This is a genomic window from Verrucomicrobiia bacterium (assembly GCA_035946615.1).
GTDB lineage: Bacteria > Verrucomicrobiota > Verrucomicrobiia > Limisphaerales > UBA8199 > DASYZB01.
Genome location: DASYZB010000046.1, coordinates 43,505 through 62,714, shown reverse-complemented (window position 1 = coordinate 62,714; position 19,210 = coordinate 43,505). Strand labels below are relative to the sequence as shown.

The 19,210-nt window shown below is 57.1% G+C and carries 13 protein-coding genes; 4 read left to right on the top strand and 9 right to left on the bottom strand.

The window, feature by feature from the left end; genetic code table 11:
- Positions 1-711: 711 nt before the first annotated feature.
- A complete protein-coding gene (locus VG146_07245) occupies positions 712-5,877 on the bottom strand; it encodes a right-handed parallel beta-helix repeat-containing protein (protein HEV2392144.1) in 5,166 nt (1,721 codons plus the stop codon).
- 992 nt (positions 5,878-6,869) lie between these two features.
- On the opposite strand from VG146_07245, the gene VG146_07240 reads away from it, so the two are divergent.
- Positions 6,870-7,373 carry a hypothetical protein gene (locus VG146_07240; protein ID HEV2392143.1) on the top strand — a complete coding sequence of 168 codons (504 nt, stop codon included), beginning with the start codon at positions 6,870-6,872 and terminating at the stop codon, positions 7,371-7,373.
- A gap of 71 nt (positions 7,374-7,444) precedes the next feature.
- Here the strand turns inward: VG146_07240 and argC are convergent, their stop codons facing one another.
- Genes argC through rplM form a run of 3 tightly spaced genes read right to left on the bottom strand, consistent with a single transcriptional unit; the run spans position 7,445 to position 9,438 of the window.
- A complete protein-coding gene (gene argC / locus VG146_07235; protein HEV2392142.1) occupies positions 7,445-8,503 on the bottom strand; it encodes an N-acetyl-gamma-glutamyl-phosphate reductase in 1,059 nt (352 codons plus the stop codon).
- A gap of 53 nt (positions 8,504-8,556) precedes the next feature.
- Positions 8,557-8,973 (bottom strand): 30S ribosomal protein S9, encoded by a 417-nt coding sequence (gene rpsI / locus VG146_07230; protein ID HEV2392141.1) that lies wholly within the window; start codon positions 8,971-8,973, stop codon positions 8,557-8,559.
- A 30-nt stretch (positions 8,974-9,003) separates the two neighbouring features.
- Entirely contained in the window at positions 9,004-9,438 is a 435-nt protein-coding gene (rplM, locus tag VG146_07225) for a 50S ribosomal protein L13 (protein HEV2392140.1), read from the bottom strand.
- Positions 9,439-9,566: 128 nt separating this feature from the next.
- On the opposite strand from rplM, the gene VG146_07220 reads away from it, so the two are divergent.
- Positions 9,567-11,624: a family 16 glycoside hydrolase gene (locus VG146_07220; protein HEV2392139.1), complete on the top strand. Its 2,058-nt coding sequence runs from the start codon at positions 9,567-9,569 to the stop codon at positions 11,622-11,624.
- The gene (locus VG146_07215) at positions 11,621-12,922 is read left to right on the top strand and encodes an O-acetylhomoserine aminocarboxypropyltransferase/cysteine synthase (protein HEV2392138.1); all 1,302 of its coding nucleotides are present in this window, start codon (positions 11,621-11,623) and stop codon (positions 12,920-12,922) included. The genes VG146_07220 and VG146_07215 overlap by 4 nt, the downstream gene beginning before the upstream one ends.
- On the opposite strand, the gene VG146_07210 is transcribed toward VG146_07215, so the two are convergent.
- Positions 12,879-14,060 (bottom strand): ATP-binding protein, encoded by a 1,182-nt coding sequence (locus VG146_07210; protein ID HEV2392137.1) that lies wholly within the window; start codon positions 14,058-14,060, stop codon positions 12,879-12,881. The genes VG146_07215 and VG146_07210 overlap by 44 nt on opposite strands.
- Before the next feature lie 245 nt (positions 14,061-14,305).
- Between VG146_07210 and VG146_07205 the strand changes: the two genes are divergently transcribed.
- A complete protein-coding gene (locus VG146_07205; GenBank protein ID HEV2392136.1) occupies positions 14,306-15,265 on the top strand; it encodes a hypothetical protein in 960 nt (319 codons plus the stop codon).
- A 73-nt stretch (positions 15,266-15,338) separates the two neighbouring features.
- On the opposite strand, the gene VG146_07200 is transcribed toward VG146_07205, so the two are convergent.
- From VG146_07200 to VG146_07185, 4 genes are all read right to left on the bottom strand, one after another.
- Positions 15,339-15,992 (bottom strand): lysophospholipid acyltransferase family protein, encoded by a 654-nt coding sequence (locus tag VG146_07200; protein HEV2392135.1) that lies wholly within the window; start codon positions 15,990-15,992, stop codon positions 15,339-15,341.
- Between the two features lie 7 nt (positions 15,993-15,999).
- Positions 16,000-16,662 carry a (d)CMP kinase gene (gene cmk / locus VG146_07195; GenBank protein ID HEV2392134.1) on the bottom strand — a complete coding sequence of 221 codons (663 nt, stop codon included), beginning with the start codon at positions 16,660-16,662 and terminating at the stop codon, positions 16,000-16,002.
- The gene (locus VG146_07190) at positions 16,659-18,128 is read right to left on the bottom strand and encodes a 3-phosphoshikimate 1-carboxyvinyltransferase (GenBank protein ID HEV2392133.1); all 1,470 of its coding nucleotides are present in this window, start codon (positions 18,126-18,128) and stop codon (positions 16,659-16,661) included. The genes cmk and VG146_07190 overlap by 4 nt, the downstream gene beginning before the upstream one ends.
- 175 nt (positions 18,129-18,303) lie before the next feature.
- The gene (locus VG146_07185; protein ID HEV2392132.1) at positions 18,304-19,209 is read right to left on the bottom strand and encodes a prephenate dehydrogenase/arogenate dehydrogenase family protein; all 906 of its coding nucleotides are present in this window, start codon (positions 19,207-19,209) and stop codon (positions 18,304-18,306) included.
- Between the last annotated feature and the right edge of the window lies 1 nt (position 19,210).

The window sequence follows — 19,210 nt, the reverse complement described above, 5'->3', positions numbered from 1 at the left end:
CAACTCGCAACTGCATAAGCCTTTTCTCCGGCAGCGAAAGCCTTATCGAAGCGACACTTCCTTCGCCTTCTTGACCCACCGCCCAATAAACCCACCAGACTCGTCCAAATTCGCGCCTTGCACCTCGCCCGTCAGATGTCTCTGGGGCTATAATGGTTTTGAAGTCGCGATTTAGACCGGTGACATCCATACCGACGGCCCTCATCCAATTGGTCGCGAGTTCGTACGCTGTGTTCGTCTCAGAATCGCTAAGCGTTAAGGATTGCAGTCCTCGCCATCCTTCATCAGTCGCTTGGTAGTGCATTCTTTCGAGATAGCAAAACTTCCGGTCATGTGATACGTAATACGTAAACTTTCGCGTGCTTATATTACCCACAGCCCCTGTCCGTTGTGAGAACCACTCAGGGCAGATGTACTCATGCGTGACCTTATTTTCGGTGATGGGCAGATCTTCCGGCAAAGCGAGAGCGAGCGCAACTGCGTTTGCCTCGTCAAGAATCAGTCTGCGAATTCCAGCTTCACGGGCTGACTTCCGTGGAGTCTGCCGCGGCTGGGGAAGGACCTGTGAATAATTGGTTATAGACCATTCTAAAATAAGAATAATATTGCAAATTCGTAAGGAAAGCCTTATGCGAACATTTACCCGGGGGTGCCGAATCGCTTGTGGTGTTATGCTGAACGCGCTAGAATTCGACATACTCGCAGATGATGTTAGAAACCTGGAGCCAAACCACCCCTAGTTATCCCCAGGTTACCAACCACGACCAGAGGCGAAGTCAGACTTCCAATCTCATTCGGCCAAGGATAGATATCTGAGTTTGAAGGCACAGGCAGAGGCCAAAGGTATTCCGACCGATCTGAAGCGTGAGCTATGCACTCCTTGAGTGGATCGCCCGACATCCATTCGGCATAAAATCCTTCTATCATCGATCCGAATCCTTTATAAGGAAAGTCGTCATCCCACATCGACGCGTCATCTGGGAATGCGACAGGATCCCTCCAACCAACGAACGCTTGGGGTCCCCTTGGGATCTTTTGCAGGAATTTGGCGGCTGCCACGGGGAAAATGCCGAAGGCCTCTGTCCATGAGGCGGACTCGCAACCGTTAATGAAAACGAAACGAAATGGATGACTAACGCTGATCCCGGCCACAGGATCCCATGTAACGCCTAGTGCGGAAGCTACTTCCCCAAAATCCAAATAAGCCGAAATCTTTCCGTCGGATAGTTGACCTCCGGCCTGATGGGCAGTAAGATATAGATTTTTTGTAAGCGGCTGAGCAAGATCATTAAGGAGCGCTAAAGCTGTCTGTCTATCAGGAATATAACCCGGGTAGGGAATGCACCCGTTGCAGTCGTATTGATTGAAAGTTGAGTCGTACCAGCCAGGGTTCTGCGGTTGGGTCAAAATGTCCACAACGTTTTCGGTATGGATCCATTGAGGTCCATAATGGGGCTCTGTCATCGCATCATCATGAAACATGAAAGCAACATCGAAGTTCCCGTCGGTCACTGGAATCGTCGCGTAATTGATTACCTGAGTGTCCTGCCCCGACCGGTCGGGATTGTGTAGATTCACGTCGAAAACGGCTCTGATGCTCGTGCCTGCAAACTTTGTTATTCCGTCGCTGAGCGTAAGGTCCCAAGTCTCCTCGATTGTGCCACTAGTTGTTGAGCTTGGTATCGTCTTAATGGGAGGCGCGTTCGGGTCCGCATTTGCGGCATCATAAAGTTTTATAGTGTAATCAGCGGAATTCTGAGGTAGGCTTGCGAACAGGTAAGCCCCATTTTCATTGTCAAATTCCGCTGAATTAACGAAGAATTGCGAGATCGTGCCAGAGTTAAACAAGCATGGAGCGCCGACGGCGAAGTTCCTGGTCCCAGGAAACCCAGTCCCCTTTAAGTCGAACCGAAGTTGGACAATCTGTGCGCCAGGGAGTTCGTAAGCGGCATTCCAAAGCAGAAGAGAACTGCCGTCGTTAGCTGCATGGTTCGATTGCAAATAAGCCTCATGCCCGTTTATACAGACTCTGAGGCGGCCCAGGGTGCTTATTGTACTGTAAGTAATCGGCTCCCTAAACGTTATGATGTCCGGCTCATCTCCTGTCATGACCTGTGCCCCTATAAAGGGATTGTCAGGGATAAGTGGCTTCGTGCCCAGTGCTCTCTCAATTCTTCCCACCATCCCATCACCGTCGAGATCAGTGTCATCATAGATTGGACTGTCTTTGTCGGCCACATAATTCACGCCATCTGATCCAATCGTCGAGTAGTCATGCAGCCAGTCTGTTTCAGAACCTTGGTCCCAGACGCCGTTGCCGTTTGAATCTTCAATATAATCTGCAATACCGTCCCCATCGCTGTCATAAGGTAATACGCCCCAATAATTTGTCGTGGCCACGTAATGCAGGCCGATATTGACGTTATGACCCGATGGCTCCTGGCCTTCCTTTACCTGATCAATGCGGGTGGTGTAATGATAAAGGCCCGCATCAGCGACAAGGCGGCTCCCTGCATTATAAAGCGGGGACGTGTTGGGCAGGTAATAGAGGCCCAGCGGACCGGTCTGGTATGGCGGGGCGGAGGGCAGGGGCACGTCGCCGACGCCATCGGTCGTTCCGTCGCCAGTAGTCGTGGATGTTAAGGTAGCGACCGGCCAAGAAGTGCCTGCGCTTGGTGGCGGCAAGTATCCACAATCCGAAAGAAACGAGTTCCATAAGTTGAGGATGGAGGAGGCACATGGCCAGTAAGCGTTATGGTCGTAGTCAAGAGGCTCGGCGGAATCCTGGATGATTGCCGGTTGATCAAAAAGATTGTCCCTGAATATCCAATTCCCGCCGGAGCTGGTGGTCGGTCCAAGGACGAACAATCCGCCGCGGAACAGGTTATTGTAGGCGGATAACGACATATCCACGTTCACAACCCCGCCTTCGTACTGCTCGGAAAGCCAGGTCGGGTTGATATTGATCACGACGCGATCCAAAAGACAATTCTGCAAAGACACAGCGCCGGCGCCGTAAATCGTCTTTTCGTTGTACGTGCTAACAGTCCCATTATCAGACCTGCCCAGATTGATCCATCCGCCGTAAACGTTGCAGTCTCGCAGCGTGAGGGTCATCGCGGAGTCGGGCGAACCGATTGAGGAACCGATTGAGTCAGGGAACAGGTCGTATCCGCTCCAGATGTGGGTGTCCTCGGTCGGGAGGTAAAAATTGCAAAATCTGAAATCCATTATAGGCGGCGGCTCCATCCCATCAAGCGTCTCGGGGAGGTTGAGATTGGGGACATGGTAGTAGTAAGCTGCGTAGTCGTAAACATTCTCAAACCCCGTAGTCCCGGGCCAGAAATCGGGTACGAATGAGACCATCCCAAATTGATAATTGACAAATGGCCCCTCCTGGACGTAGTTCGCGAGGGTGTAGGTGACGGGATTGCTGGCTGTTCCGTGGCTCAGGAAGGAGGAGCCGGCCAGCAGGTCAAAGCCAACCCATGTGTACCCGATGTTGGGGTCCTCAAGATTGGAGAAAGCGATGGCCGTTCCGGGGGCGACCGTAATGGAAGCCGCCTCAGACGTGACCCAGGCCACGGTGTAATCCACTGGATCATAGTGGTAACCCAAGTCTGGCTGCCCGCCGGAGTAACGAGGCGCCTGCGGAAGGAGCTCAAGCTCACCCGACCAAACGGCGCACGTCGGCAGCGCCAGGGGCGGATGGGTGGTCTTGCCTAAAACGAGACTGGAGTCGAGAGTCGTCCCTGCCGCATGAAATGGGCAGTTGTCCGCAAGGTAGTACGTTCCGTAGCCGCTGGTCTGGAATGGAGACGTGGAGGTCGAAATTGGGGACGTGCCAAAAGCGGCGCAGTTATAGAACCCGTTGTTCATTCCGCTGATGTTGGCGCCACTGGCAATGCTGGTTATATTGGCCAGGACGCAGTTTACAAAGGAAATGTTGGCAACGTCCGAGGAGGCTGAAACGATCTGACCACAATTGTCCAAGGTGCAGTTGTTAAAGCCGCCGTAGGTCTCATTCTGGATGTCCAGCGGATACTGCGACGAGGACATGAGGGTGTTATTGACGATCAACGGCCAGCCGGTGCCGCCGCTGTCGCCGCTTCCACCCCCGTAACCCACGATGCTGATGCCACGGATGCAATTCACAAATTGCGAGTTCGAGATGGTCCGCCCGCTGTCCCCCTGGTACAGCACCGCAAGCTGCATGTAGTAGAAGCGGACGTTGTTCAGGTCGCCATTGTAGAGAGCGAGCGCGGGATTTCCATAACCGGTCGATTGGATAAAACCAAAAGGGTTATGACCACTCCAGATACCAGCCAGGTCTGTGCCAATGCTATTGTCGTCGCCGGCTGTAAATATCGCAGGGCGATAGGTTTGGCTCTGGCACAACACGGCGATATTTGCGCATAAAATTGCGCCATAATCGGTGGGATACTTGACTACACTTCCTCCTTCTATCGTGAGAGTGCTAGTATAGACCGGCCCTGAGATGAAGTAGGTGTTGTCGCCCTGCAGTGTCAGGTTCCCGTATAGCCCGCCCGAAAGGGTCAGCTCAAAATCGATCCTTACACCGGAGTCCCCGCCTGCCGCGGCTGCCATACGTTCCACTCGCCTTGCAACCCGAGCCGCCGGTTTAAAGCAGCGCGGCGGAAGGACCGCCGCGTAGGCGGTGGCATCGGCCGGGGCCTTGTTTCGCCTTGGCACAAGCAGCGCCGTTTTCGGACCGCTGAAGGCGGGAAGCGCCTTAAGGGCCGCCGACATGGCGGGATACCGCACGGATTCAAGCAGGAAAGACCGGGCCGGGCTCTGGTTAGTGTCGGTGATGAACTGCTTTGCCACAGCCGCGCCACGCTGGCCTGCGGCCAACTGCGTCCTGGTATAGGCCGTTCCCGTGCCAATCACGGCCTGGCCGAACCCAAGCAACTCATCAACAAAGTCTGGCGTGGCCATGCGGCCACGAACGGCAGGCGAATTCTCGATGTAAAGGGGTCTGAGCATCCGGTCGGGCTGGGGCGGGTCGTAAAACTCGCTGATGATTTGAACCCGGGTAGTCGCCGGCGCGAACCCGTAGTCGGCCGGATTTAACCGGCTGGTCACCACGACATCTTGCGAAAATGAGCCGCGTTGGATGGTGTAAACAATGTCTGCGGATAAACCGTTTCCCTGGAACGCGTTTCGAAAGACCAGTTGGTTCGTATCAACAAGGACTCCAAAGCAATCCTGTATCGAGGTAATGATCCCCGATTTGCCGCTGGCGGCGTCGTAGAGACCAATCGCAACTGGCGTCAAACGCAAGGTCGTGCCGTCCATGAGCGTCATGGTCACCGCTGCAACTGTATTAAGGTTCGCGCTAATATGTACGGAATGCTGCATCCTGGTGGCAGCAAAGCCGTCGCCGACAGCCTGGAATTGCGGTACGCTGGGCGCCCACTGCTGGCCCTCCCAGTAGTTCATACCCGTGGCCCACTCGACCACCTTCTGGTGCTGCCCGGTGGCCGAGGTCGTTACCCAGGTGCGCTCGTTGGCCCCAATCCCGGCCACGGCTGCCGGAGTGGGAGTGGAGTCAGAAGGTTTGCCCCACGAATTCTGAATTTGCTTAATGGCTGCCGCATTCGTCAGAGCCATCGCCGAGCGCGCCAAAAGCTTGGAATAGGTCAGATTGGTTGCCGTAATTCCCGTCGAAGCACCCTGCCAAGGCGTCTTGGGAGAGGCAGTCGGGACGACCGGGCACTGCTTCATCGGCACTGGCGGGATGGGGGCGGCGCCCTGCTCCGGCGGTGCGCTGGTCGTGAGTGAGACAAAGATCGCCGCGAGGCCTATCTGGGCCAGGATAATAAGGACTATGGGAGCTCTGAGGAGTTTTTTCATATGGCACCTTATTCAGGATTCGCAGACGCGCCGGCATTGAGATAACGAAGCGGCAGGTTAAGATTTTGCCGAGGCGCCGGTTGAACCAGTCGAACCATGGGATCGTTTTTAGGAGAACCCCTTCATATTATCAATAACTTTGAGTGATCTCTCGCGGACACTTATTATCTGTCGCGGTCATTTCCGACTTCTGATTTCAGTTTCTCGACTCAAAATCAGCTACCCAGCACGATCAACATTCAAATCCCCGACCCGTCGGACTCGCCCAGCGCTCGAAAAGTTGAGGGCGTCAATCGGTGATCGGCTTTGAAGGCGCGGCAAAAATGCGGCAAATTCTTAAACTTCAGGTCAACGGCCACCTCCTTGACCTGCTTATTGCACGCGAGCATCAATTCCGCCTCACGCATTCTCAAGTCGTCGAGCCACTCCTGGGGCGAGCAATTCAGTGCATTTCGAAATTGGCGGCGCAATTGGCGACGCGAAATCTGGCACATTATTGCCAGCTTTTTAGCATCCCAATTCGCACCTTTGGCCCACAGTCTCCAATAATTTGCCTTTGTTTCAGAGCGTGTCATACAGATTTTCAAAAACGGCGGTTGAAACCCGGGGAAAGGACATCTTTCCCCCTATCTCTAATACGGAGGAGGTGGGCCAGATCTTTCACAAATTTTCAAAAAACTTTTGCGATGTTTTGCAAGTACCTCATCGCAAGTAACTAGCAGCGACAAAAATCTTCGCGATACGTGCCCTTTGCCCAATGCGGCTCCTCAGGAAGCTTGGATTCAACGACGGCTCTGGGCTGAGTGCGTTGGCAGATCACGGATACCAGAAAAAATGTTGCATAATTACCACCCACAACAGGTTAAGCGGAATTATCCAAAGCAGGGAGGTTGAAACTTTGTTTGGGGAGCGGTTGGGGTTTGGCCGCCTACTTCGCCCCATTGAACTCATCCCAGGTGGAGGTATTTTCAGGAGAGAAAGAGAGGTCCTAAATGAAGCACGGGATGATGATACTGACGGTTTTGGGGGTGGCTCTGCAAACGGGGTTTCAGGCCCGAGGGGCGCCAGGGAATGGAACCAACGACCCGGCGCTTCCATCAACGGCGCATCGCTGCGGCATCCTTTTGGCGCCTACACCCGCCGCCCCGGTCGATGCCAGCGGCACCGCCCAATTCGAGAATGGAACCCCGCCGGTGTTGGTTCTCCGAATCCGGCGCTTGACCTCTGGCCTTTACCAGGTTAGCGCCATCAACAAAACGAATGGATTACCCGTTTTCTTAGGCACGATAGCTATTGGCAATCCAACAACACAACCCGATCGAGATACCTATGAAAATTTCAAACAAGACAGTTCAACTCACCAATCGAGTATTCTCGATAGTGTCAGCCGGCTCGGACTGCCCCAGGGCCTGTTGCCAACAAATATCGCACAGATTCTCTTAACCGACATTACCGGCACCGTTGCTCTTAAAACCGCGCCACCTGGGAAAGGATAAGAGATAAAAAAATCCAAGCCTCAACATTCAAACTCCAAGGAATTTTTTATCCTTCATCCCTCATCCTTTCCTCACAGTCCCTCCGTCTCGGGCCACCCGCACATCAAATTCAGGCACTGCACCGCCTGGCCACTGGCCCCTTTGACCAGGTTGTCTTCGGCGCTCAAGACGATGAGCCGGCCTGTACGCGGGTCCAGACGCCAGGCGATTTCGATGACGTTGGTCCCCACCACATTCTTGGTGTCGGGCAAGGACTTGCCTTCGAGCAGCCGCACGAAGGGTTCGTGACCATAAGACTCTTGATAGCAGGCCTCGATTTGCCGAGCCGCCCCCTCCGTCGACTTGGCGTCGGCGAACCGCTGTTGCGGGGCCAGGTACAGCGTCGTCAAAATCCCCCGGTTGACCGGCACCAGGTGGGGTGTGAACTGAATGATTACCGGCTCCCCGGCAGCCAACGCCAACTCCTGCTCGATTTCCGAGAGATGCCGGTGTTTGGGCAAACCATAGGCCCGGAGGCTTTCGTTGCACTCGACAAACAGGTAGTCCGGTTCGGCTTTCCGTCCAGCCCCGCTGACACCACTCAGCGAGTCGGCAATGATCGACTCAGGCCGAATCAGACCCGCTTTCAACAACGGTATCACCGGTACCAGAACACTTGTGGGATAGCACCCCGGCGCGGCAACCAAACGCGCATTTCGGATTTGTTCGCGATAAAGCTCGGGCAAACCATAAAGGGCCTGTGACAGCAAACCGGGCGCCGGATGGTCGTGCGCGTAGAATTCCTTGTAAACCTCCGGGCTTCTAAGGCGAAAATCAGCGCTCAGGTCAATGACCTGGCAGCCGGCTTGGAGCAAAGGCGCGGCAAACTCCGCCGCCACGCCATGCGGCAGCGCTAAAAAGACGACACGCGCGCTTTTGGCCAGCGACTCCGCTTTCGGCTCGCTGAAGCGCAGCTCCCGCGCCCGCGCGTGATGGCCGAATCTGGGAAAAACCTGCGCTATGGTTTGCCCGGCATATTGGCGCGAGGTTACCGCTGCCAATTCTGCCCGGGGATGTCCCAGGAGCAGCCGCACCAGTTCTTCGCCCGAGTACCCCGAAGCGCCTACCACCGCCACTTGTTTGGTGTTCATATAAAAAAGCCCCGCCGGATTCAACCAGCGGGGCTTGGAAATTTCCAGAGCGATTAACGTTTGCTGTATTGGAAACGTTTGCGCGCCCCCGGCTGGCCATACTTCTTGCGCTCGCGCATGCGCGGGTCGCGTGTCAGAAAACCCTCCGACTTTAAAATGGGCCGCAGGTTGGCATCGACCGTCAGCAACGCGCGGGCTATCCCGTGGCGAACCGCTCCGGCCTGTCCGTTGGGGCCGCCACCGCTCACGCTAATCTGCGCGTCAAATTTGTTCGCTGTCCCGGTCACCGCCAGCGGCTGCGATGCCATCGCTCGCTGGGCTTCGACTGGAAAATAATTCTCGATTGGCCGGCCATTAATCAGAATCTTGCCGGTCCCGGTGGCCAGGCGGACCCGCGCTACGGCGGTTTTGCGCCGGCCTGTGCCCAAGTGCTGCGCCGCTTTGGTTTCAGGCATTTTAATTTCGGACATAATGTAATTTGTCGCTAATGGCCTGCGCCATTATTTGGACGGAGAGAGCGCTTGAGGCCTTTGGGCCGCGTGCGGGTGCTGGTCGCCTTTATAGACTTTGAGTTTTGTCATAAGCACCCGGCCCAGCCGGTTCTTGGGCACCATGCCGCGAACCGCGTGCGTGATCAGTTTCTCCGGGTGCCGCTCCCGGATTTGCGCCACCGAACGGTACCTTTCGCCACCTTTCCACCCCGAATAGGTCATGAACTTCTTGCCGGTCTCTTTTTTGCCGGTCACAACCACCTTTTCGGCGTTGATGACGATCACAAAATCGCCGGCATCCAGGTGCGGTGTAAAAACCGGCTTGTTTTTCCCGCGCAAAATATCGGCCACTTGCGCCGCCAACCGGCCCAGGATGGCGCCATTGGCATCGATTACGTGCCACTTCCGGTCATCCAAATTCACTTTCGGCAAATGTGTTTTCATCTCGAATCCCATTCAAAGGAAGGGTGAAGCTAACAAACAAACCGCCCAAGTCAACAGCGTTTTTGACTTTCCAACCCCAGCCCGCATCGTAGGATTTGGGCCGGTTCGCAGAAAACTGATTTCATACCATGAAACCTCTCTCATTCCTGATGATGACCGCTTCGGCTCTGTGGCTATCCACGATAGCAAGCCCGGGCCAAGTCACGAGCACCATCGACCACAACGAAAGCCAGGATGCTACAGCGTCCTTTAAGTTCAAACGCGTCCCAGCCCCATCGAGCAAAGACATTGGAAGCAAGGCCGCCATCACGATTGTTGACGGCGAACGCGATGAGAACGGAGGCGAGATCGGAAAACTCAATGATGGGAAACTCCCCACTGAGGAGGACCAGCCGGCTGAGAATTTCTTTTTCAACGCAGGGGGCCAGGGTGGGCGCGTCGAGTTCGACCTGGGCGAGGCAGTTGAGGTGCGACAGGTCAACTCCTATTCATGGCACCCCGGCACGCGCGGGCCGCAGGTCTATTCCCTCTATGCCAGCGACGGAAAGGCCGACGGGTTCAATGCAAAACCCAAACGCGGCACAGACCCCGAACAATGCGGTTGGAAACTGGTTGCGAAGGTGGATAGCCGGCCCAAATCAGGCGAGGGCGGCGGCCAGTACGGGGTGAGCGTCTCCGACCCGAGCGGGCCGCTGGGTCAGTATCGGTATCTGCTGTTCGATATGGTCCCCACCGAAGAAGCCGACACGTTCGGCAACACGTTCTACAGCGAGATCGACGTTGTCGGGCCTGACTCAAGCGGCGCCTCTGGGAGCCAAGTGGCGGAGGCGTCCAAGGAAACGGGCAAAACCGCTGAGGGCGCTGATGAGATAACCATTGATACGACTGCCGCGCCCGACCTTAAAGAATGGGCACACAACCGGCTCATGCCAGTTGTGCTGGAATGGTATCCCAAGCTGGTCCAGGCACTCCCCAGCGAGGGCTTTGAAGCCCCTACCCGGGTCAGCATCACCTTTCGGGAGAGCATGCGCGCCCCGGCGGCTACGGGCGGCAGCAGGGTCAGTTGCAATGCCCAGTGGTTCCGGAAAAACCTCGAAGGCGAGGCCAAAGGGGCCGTCATTCACGAATTGGTGCATGTGGTCCAACAATATGGCCGGGCACGCCGGGAGAACCCGGATGCGCCACGGCCCCCAGGCTGGCTGGTCGAGGGCATTCCCGATTACATGCGCTGGTTTATTTATGAGCCGCAGAGCCATGGGGCGGATATCACCTGGATGAAGACCCGGCGGAACCTCTCGTTAAGCTATAAGGCCAGTTACCGCATCAGCGCCAATTTCCTGAATTGGGTGACGGAGAAATATGACAAGCAAATCGTCCAGCAACTCAATACCGCCTTAAGGACCGGCAAGTACAATCAAGAACTCTGGAACGCGCAAACCGGTCATAGCGTCGAGGACCTGGGTGCAGAATGGAAGAAGGATGTGCAGGCCCAGCTTGGCGCAGTTCAGCAGGCCAGTGCCGACCCGCCATCCGACATTAATACCCTGACGGATGCGGAGAAGGCCGCAGACTGGCAGCTCCTGTTCAATGGACACGACTTTACTGGCTGGCACAATTTTAAACACGAAGGGGTCCGACCCGGTTGGACCGTCGAGGATGGCGCCCTGGTTTGCGCCGACCCGCACAATGCCGGCGACATCGTGACGACCGGTCAGTTCGACTGGTTCGAACTGCAATTGGACTACAACATCTCCGAGGCCGGCAATAGCGGCATCATGTATCATGTCACCGACCAGGGCAACGCGATCTGGGCAACCGGCCCGGAATTCCAGCTCGAAGATAATGTTAAAGCCGCCGACCCGGTGCGCTGCGGCTGGCTCTATGCCCTCTACCAGCCGCCCGATGACCCTAATACCGGCAAACCGCTGGATGCGACCAAGCCGGTCGGACAATGGAACCATGTGCGTCTGCTGGTTACCCCCCAAAAGTGCGAGCACGACATCAACGGCGTGAAGTATTTTGACTATGTGCTGGGTAGCGAAGATTTCAATCAGCGTGTCGCCAAGAGCAAGTTCGCCAGCATGCCCCACTTTGCCAAATCCACTACCGGCTATATTGGACTGCAAGGCGACCACGGGCGCGTGTCGTTCCGCAACATTAAAATCCGCACTATTCAAGCCCAATGAGCGCTTCAGCAGAGCGTCTCAGCACACTGGCGTTGCACGCCGGCCAGGTCCCTGACCCGGGCACCGGCGCCCGGGCGGTTCCCATTTTCCAGACCACTTCGTTCGTGTTCAAGGATACCGAACACGCGGCGAACCTGTTTGCTTTGAAGGAATTTGGGAACATTTACACCCGGATCATGAATCCCACCACTGATGTATTTGAGCAGCGCATCGCTGCCATCGAGGGTGGGTCCGGGGCATTGGCGGTTTCGTCCGGGCAAGCAGCGACTACGTTTGCCCTGCTGAACATCACGCAGGTAGGAGATGAGGTCGTATCGGCTAACAACCTCTACGGCGGCACTTACCAGCTCTTCCATTACACCATGCCCAAGCTGGGCCGCATCGTGAGGTTCGTGGATTCAGGCAGTCCGGAGGCGTTCCGCCGGGCGATCACCCCGAAAACGCGCGCCTTGTTTGCCGAAACCATCGGCAATCCCAAGCTCGATGTGCCGGATTTTGCGGCCCTTTCATCCATCGCACGCGAAGCGGGCGTGCCGCTCATCGTGGATAATACCATCGGGGTCGGCCTGGTCCGTCCCATCGAGCACGGGGTGGATGTGATTGTGGCCTCGGCCACAAAGTACATTGGCGGACACGGCACCTCGATTGGGGGCGTTATCGTGGACGGGGGAAAATTTCAATGGAACAATGGGAAGTTTCCTGAGTTCACAGAGCCGGACCCGAGCTATCACGGGCTCAAGTATTGGGATGTGTTTGGGAATTTCCCCGGGCTGGGCAACGTGGCATTCATCATCAAGGCCCGAGTGCAGTTGCTGCGGGATATGGGCGCCGCGCTCAGCCCGTTCAATTCGTTTCTCTTTCTGCAAGGGCTCGAGACGCTGCCTCTGCGCCAGGGCCGCCACTCTGAAAGCGCGCTCGAAATCGCCCGCTTCCTCAAACAACACCCGCTGGTCGCTTGGGTGACCTATCCGGGCTTGCCGGATGATCCGAATCATTCACTGGCGGCCAAGTACCTCAAAAAGGGGTTTGGCGGCATTGTCGGTTTTGGCATCAAAGGCGGCCTCGAGGCAGGCAAGAAATTCATCAATTCGGCGAAACTGCTGTCGCACCTGGCAAATATTGGAGACGCGAAAAGCCTGGTGATTCATCCAGCATCAACCACCCACCAGCAGCTCACCGAGCAAGAGCAGGCGGCGACCGGGGTCACGCCCGATTATGTGCGGCTGTCGATTGGGTTGGAAGAGATGGCGGACATCAAGGCCGACATTGATCAGGCATTGAAGGCATCCCACAAGTAGGAACCAGGGGTGGCAGCGGTTTGTTGGACAGGTCCTTGTTCCAGAGCGGCAGCGTAATACAGAACGCCGCCCCTGCGCCGGGCTGGCTCTCGACGGTTATCTCGCCTTGATGTTGTTGCAGGATGCGCCGCGTCACAGCCAAGCCCAAACCTGTGCCGGTTGGCTTGGTAGTGAAGAACGGCTCGAAAAGCCGCCCAATGTTTTCCTGCGCAATCCCCACCCCGGTATCCTTGATTGTAATGCGCACAACGAGAGGGTCCGCCGAGTCCCGCAACCGCCCAAGCTCCGGCTTGCCGGCAACCAATTCACTGCTCAAGGAAAGTGTTCCGCCATGGTCCATGGCTTCGAGGGCGTTAAGGAGCAGGTTCAAAATCGCCTGTTGCAACTGGTATTCGTCCCCATGAACGGTATCGTCGGTTGTTTGAAATGTCCGGTTCAGATAGATGCCCTTGCTATCAAGCTGCGGCTGGACAAGGCGCAAGGCGTGCTCGAGCACGACATGCAGAGGCACGGGGCCGAACGGGGCGCCCGTGCTGGCCGAGCACTTGAGCATCCGGCTAACGATGGAGTCAATCCGGCCTATCTCCCGCCTTACGACCTCCACCAGTTCGGTGTCCTGGTGCTTTTCCAGCAACAGATCGATAAAGGTTCTGCCGGCCACGAGGGCGTTCTTGATCTCATGCGCCATGCTGGCCGCCAGCGTGCCGACATTAGCCAGACGATCCAGCATTTCGAGATGGTGCTCGAATTCACGCCCAGGGCTCAGGTCGCTGAGAATGACCGCCACGGCGCAGTGTTTGCCTCCAGACTGCACCGGCAGGGCGCTGACCCCGACGGCAACGGCCGCTCCGGGTGAAGAGGGTTCCAGTTCGAGAGCGCGAGACAGGACGGGCTGCCCGGAAGCGCTCACCTCGCGGGCCAGAGCGACCAACTGCTTTGGTAATTGGGCGATTTGCATCGCAGCGCCTTGGCTGGGGGGTAATCCAAGGATTTGTTCGGCCCTTGGGGTGAGGGTGGCGGCCTGCTCTGCGCCTTGGAGGACGACCAGCCCGCTTACGAAAGAGTCCCGCAATGAATCGTGAAAACACAACCCATCCTGCGGTTTTGGGCCCGATTTGGCTGAGTTTTCGATTGGCATAACAGCGGCCACGGAAATGGCGTCGCCGGTTGCGAGGAGAGACCCCTCAAGCCGTTGCCCATGCGGCCAATTCTTCCACGCAACCCCAATGCAAGCCAACGCCAAGGAATGCTTCACGGTAACGCCGTTGAGAAAATGCAGCAATGTTTTTCGCTGTGCCCGGACGAGTTTTAATTTCGGCTGGTTGACGATTGGGGCGCTGGCCCCCAACATGGCTATTCATGGGCTTATGCAGGTTGGGAATTGTGAGCGACATCCATTATGCCAGCGCGGCGGAGCAGGCGCGTGGGAGCGATTATGAGCTGGCCGGCATTCACAATCCCTTGCTGCGCCTGGTGGTCCGGCTGTATCGGCACTACTTCTGGCTGCGCGAGCCTTTGTGCCAAAACCATCTCCTGGAGGCTTTCCTCAACCGACCTGAGTCTTTCGATCTCATTGTTGCGAACGGAGATTACTCGTGCGACTCGGCCTCCCTTGGCCTGAGCGACGACGCCACCTGCCAAAGCGCGCGCGAGTGCCTGGGAAAACTGCGCCAAAGATTCGGCAACCGGTTGGAAGTCAATTTTGGCGATCACGAGTTGGGGAAAGTGAGTTTATTTGGAGGGCGAGGCGGGATGCGGCTGGAGAGCTGGCGGCGAGCGCGCGAGGAGCTGAACCTCTCTCCTTTTTGGCAGAGGACGGTGGGCGCCTATGTCCTGATTGGGGTGACCTCTTCGCTGGTGGCTTTGCCCGTCTTTGAACCCGACACCTTGGCCTCGGAGCGCAGCGAATGGGAACGGCTCCGCGCCGAGCACATGAACCTCATCCGAAAGGCCTTTGCGGCCATCCCTGCCCGAGGCCGAGTCTTGCTCTTTTGCCATGACCCGAGCGCATTGCCCTTTCTGGCGGGCGAGCCGGAGGTGGCGGCGAGGTTGCCACAGATAGAAGAGACGATTATCGGCCATCTGCATTCCAATCTGATTTTGTGGAAGAGCCGGCTGCTGGCGGGGATGCCGAGGTTGACGTTCCTGGGACACACGGCAACGCGCTTGAGCAGCGCCTTGCGCCAGGCGCGCCAATGGCGGCCCTTTCGGGTTCGGCTCTGCCCCTCACTGGCGGGCATCGAGTTGTTGAAGGATGGCGGCTATCTGACCGCCGAGTTGGACCTCGAAGCGCGCAAGCCGGCACTGTTCACCCGTCAATACTTGCCGCGAACAAAGAATTGAATGTAAAAGGCGCGCAGCCTGCGGGGTAATGACAGTGTCGAAGCAACGGGCCGCCATTCCTGCACGTGTCGCGTCATGGAAATTGATCCTTATCTTCGTAAGATTCCAGCTTTGCGATGGTGGCCATGATCTCCTCAGCCACCTGCTGGTAAAGCTCCTTCAACCGCTGCTTCGAACAGAAGCGCGCCTCAGCCCTGAGTTGCTCGAAAAACATTGGCCGCCCATACTTCACTGCAACCTGCCGCGGACGCGGAAGGGGCATGTGACGCCCGTAAGCTTCGAAGGTTCCAAATACGCGGACCGGTATGACCGGCGCGGCCGATTTAATGACCGTCAGGCCAATGCCCGAACGAGCCGGTTGCAGTCTGCCGTCGCGCGTTCGTGTTCCTTCCGGGAAAAGAATGATCGCCCCTCCGGCCAGCAGCCGGTCCAGAATGGCTTTGAGCCCTTTGGCGCCGCCGCCTTCGCGGTCCACCGGGACGACCTGCCACTGTTTCAAAACCCAGCCCATCACCGGAAATCGAAACAGGCTCTCTCGGGCCAGGTAATGAATAGCGCGTTTGACGCCGGAACCGACCAAAGGCGGGTCGATAAAACTCGCGTGGTTTGAGGCGAGAATGACAGGCCCGCGCAGGGGTACCCGCTCGGGGTTATAAACCCGATACCGAAAATAAATTCTGAAAATGGCGCGAAAGGCAATCCAGCCCGCGAAGTAAACCGGGTTCATGAACTCTTTAGGAGAGACGCCGCTTCACATCTTCAATAATCAAGGCGCTGGTTTGTTCGGCCGTCATTTGGGAGTTGTTGATGACCTTGGCCCCCAGCGCGATCATCAGCGGCGCCGCCGCCCGCTGGCTGTCACGCAAATCCCGCGCCGCCAGATTCTCCTGCACACCTTCGGAGGCCCGCCGGCGCGAACGCTCTTCGAGGTGAGCATCCAGGTAATACTTGAACTCGCTCTCGGGAAACACGTTTGTGCCGATATCGCGCCCTTCCATCACGAGGCTGCCGAATTTGAGGCATTCCCGCTGCTTTTTTTTCATCCACTCGCGCACCTTAGGCACCGCCGCCACATGCGACACCGCGGCGCTGACCTCCGCCGTGCGGATTTCAGCGGCTGGATAATAGCCATCCACTTTCAAATGCACCTGGCCTGCCACGCATTCCAGGGAGGTCTTCCATTTCCGGCAGGCGGCGGCAACGGCTCGTTCATTGTGGACATCGGACTTCTGTCTCAAACAATACCAGGCCAGCGCGCGGTACATGGCGCCGGTATCGACATAAATCAAATCCAGCGCCTTGGCCACCAACCTGGCATTGGTGCTCTTGCCGCTGGCGCTGGTCCCGTCGATGGCAACGACAATCGGCCGAGTGCTCTTGAGGGGAGTCGCTGTCATTCGGCAAATAACCTCTCCATCTCCAGGGCCCGCCCGCTGCGGCCATCTCGAAGGGTCGCTCCAAGGCCGTTGGGGGGCTGCGCGGCGAGTTTTTGGAAAAAGTTGGGAAACGTCTTTTTCACGCAGCCCGGATTCTTAATTTTTATTCCCGGGATTTTCAAACCCAGAATCGCAAAACACATGGCTATGCGATGATCATTGTACGTTTCGATTTCCGCACCGTGCGGTTTGGAGGGAAACACTTCGAGCGTATCATCGCTCTCGAGGGCCTTGACGCCGCACCGGGTGAGTTCAGTTTTCAAAGCAAGCACCCGTTCGCATTCCTGGCTGCGCAGCCGCCCCAGGTCGGTAAATTGAATAGGGAAATACAACAGCGGGGTTAGAACGATGAGCGTCATAATGCTGTCGCCTAAATCATGCCTGCGGGAGATTCTCACTCGAGACTCTCCCAATGAAGATTGCCGCATTTGCTGAAGCGCCTCCGCTTGTTTGAGCCAGGCTGGGTCAGGCGATTTCACAACCACAGGCAAAGCCGGGTCAGGAGGGGCTGGAATCCTCGTCAATGCCAGCAAACCGCAAAAATTGGGAAACCGGCTGTCAATCTGCCAGCCGGAGCGGGGCCAGTTTCGCACTTCAACAACCGGGCGGAGGCGCGTACTCAAGGCGAAACCGTGGGTGCCCGCGCTTGGGAATTCCTGCTTCTGCCAATCGCCCCACTCGCTTTCCAGAAAACCGGCTGCGACGAAATAGCTGCCGCTGGAGGCATCCGGTTCGATTTGAAAAACTCCACCCCGGCTGGGGAAGGCCTCGATCAACTTGGATGTCATCGCCACATACGGCGATTCCTCGGCGTTCTCACCAACGACCTGGATTTCCCAACACCCGCGACCCGAACATAAAAGAAGGGCCGAAGCAAATTGCGAACTGTCTTCAATGCTGACCGTGCACTTGCTGGCGCGAGGTCCCGAACCTTCGATAATGACTGGCAACCGGTCGTTTTCTGAATGGATGGCATAGCCCAATTCGCGGAGGGCGCAGAACAAGGCTCTTTGCGGGCGCTCGTGCATCCGTTCCACGCCGTGCAAGCGATAAAAGCCGTTGCCCAAACAAAGAAAAGCTGCCAGAAAGCGGGCGGTTGTGCCCGCATTTCCTACGAACAACTCCAGCGGCTGTTCCATCGTGCCGCCCCGCGGAACCGCTCCGCCCTTGCCATAAATTGTAATGGTGCGGTTGCAGGCCTCGTTGGGGTCGGGACGCACATTGATCATGAACCCGAGTTCCTGCAGGCATTCGACCAAAACTTGCGTGTCTTCGCTCCATAGCGCGCCTTCGAGAGAAGTTTCGCCTTCAGCCAATCCCGCCAGGATCAAGGCGCGATTGGTGATGCTCTTGGAACCCGGCACGCTGATTTGCGCGCGAACCGGTCCTGAGAGCGGAATGATTTCGATGAGGTCTGGCAAAGGCATAGGATTTGCCAACATTACGACCCGCCCGCGTTCCCAGCGCCTCGCGAAGCGCTTGGAGTGCGCCGCTTCCCGGCGCCCTTTGGGGACACGCGCCGGCAGCCTGGCGAAAAGGCCGTGATAGAGCGCACCCCAAACCCTCGACGGCGAAGGCCGAAAAACCCATGAACTCGCTTGTTCATTCCGGTGATGGCGAGCCGGCCCGGTGCGACCACGCGTCCCGTCGGGCTTTGGCCTGTTGAAATAATTTTAAGAGGCGCCGCCCGTCACTGCGTTTAAGCGCCCGCTGAAAATTGTCGAGTTCAGCGCCAAATGCCTCGACAGCGCGCAGGATATTTTCGCGATTGGCCAGGGCAATATCACGCCACATCTCGGGCGAGCCGGAGGCGATGCGCGTGGTATCGCGGAAGCCGTTAGCGCAAAGCAAGGATGGTTCCTTTGGTCCTTTGGAAGTAAGAACGAAATTGGCCAATTGCGCCGCTACGACATGCGGCAGATGACTCGAGCGGCTGACCAGCCGGTCATGGGTTGTCGGGCTTAGCCGGACCACGCGCGCGCCCACAGATTTCCACAAGTGTTCCACTTGCCTCACTCCGCGCGGGTCGGAATTGCGTGTTGGGGTAACGACGCAAATGGCGTTGGCGAACAAATCCGCCCGCGCCGCAGCGACACCCATTTTTTCTGCGCCGGCCATCGGATGACTGCCCACAACAAAGGCCCCAACCGGCGCCAGCAGGCCTTCCAGGTCTCGAACGAGGGTCTCCTTCACACTGCCGACATCGGTAACAATCGCCCCGCGCGTTAGGTGGCCGGCCATCTCCAAGGCCAGCGGGCGCATTTGAGCGATCGGCGTGCAGAGCACTACCAAGTCAGCGCCTGAAACAGCACGCCCCAGGTCGCGCGTGGCAAAATCCACCGCGCCGAGATGCTCGCACTCTCGAACGCTCGAGGCGCGCCGGACGTAACCGGCCACGCAATCGGCCAGCCGGCGTTGCCTGAGCGCCAATCCCAGCGAACCGCCCAACAAGCCTACGCCTACTACAGTGACTTTCTTCCATCGCACCGGGCAAGTTTCGGGCTTCACC

What these genes read in the sequence shown, in the direction of transcription:
- VG146_07245 (HEV2392144.1), bottom strand. Translation starts at nt 5,877, where the DNA reads ATGAAAAAACTCCTCAGAGCTCCCATAGTCCTTATTATCCTGGCCCAG.
- VG146_07240 (HEV2392143.1), top strand. Translation starts at nt 6,870, where the DNA reads ATGAAGCACGGGATGATGATACTGACGGTTTTGGGGGTGGCTCTGCAA.
- argC (HEV2392142.1), bottom strand. Translation starts at nt 8,503, where the DNA reads ATGAACACCAAACAAGTGGCGGTGGTAGGCGCTTCGGGGTACTCGGGC.
- rpsI (HEV2392141.1), bottom strand. Translation starts at nt 8,973, where the DNA reads ATGTCCGAAATTAAAATGCCTGAAACCAAAGCGGCGCAGCACTTGGGC.
- rplM (HEV2392140.1), bottom strand. Translation starts at nt 9,438, where the DNA reads ATGAAAACACATTTGCCGAAAGTGAATTTGGATGACCGGAAGTGGCAC.
- VG146_07220 (HEV2392139.1), top strand. Translation starts at nt 9,567, where the DNA reads ATGAAACCTCTCTCATTCCTGATGATGACCGCTTCGGCTCTGTGGCTA.
- VG146_07215 (HEV2392138.1), top strand. Translation starts at nt 11,621, where the DNA reads ATGAGCGCTTCAGCAGAGCGTCTCAGCACACTGGCGTTGCACGCCGGC.
- VG146_07210 (HEV2392137.1), bottom strand. Translation starts at nt 14,060, where the DNA reads ATGCCAATCGAAAACTCAGCCAAATCGGGCCCAAAACCGCAGGATGGG.
- VG146_07200 (HEV2392135.1), bottom strand. Translation starts at nt 15,992, where the DNA reads ATGAACCCGGTTTACTTCGCGGGCTGGATTGCCTTTCGCGCCATTTTC.
- cmk (HEV2392134.1), bottom strand. Translation starts at nt 16,662, where the DNA reads ATGACAGCGACTCCCCTCAAGAGCACTCGGCCGATTGTCGTTGCCATC.
- VG146_07190 (HEV2392133.1), bottom strand. Translation starts at nt 18,128, where the DNA reads ATGCCTTTGCCAGACCTCATCGAAATCATTCCGCTCTCAGGACCGGTT.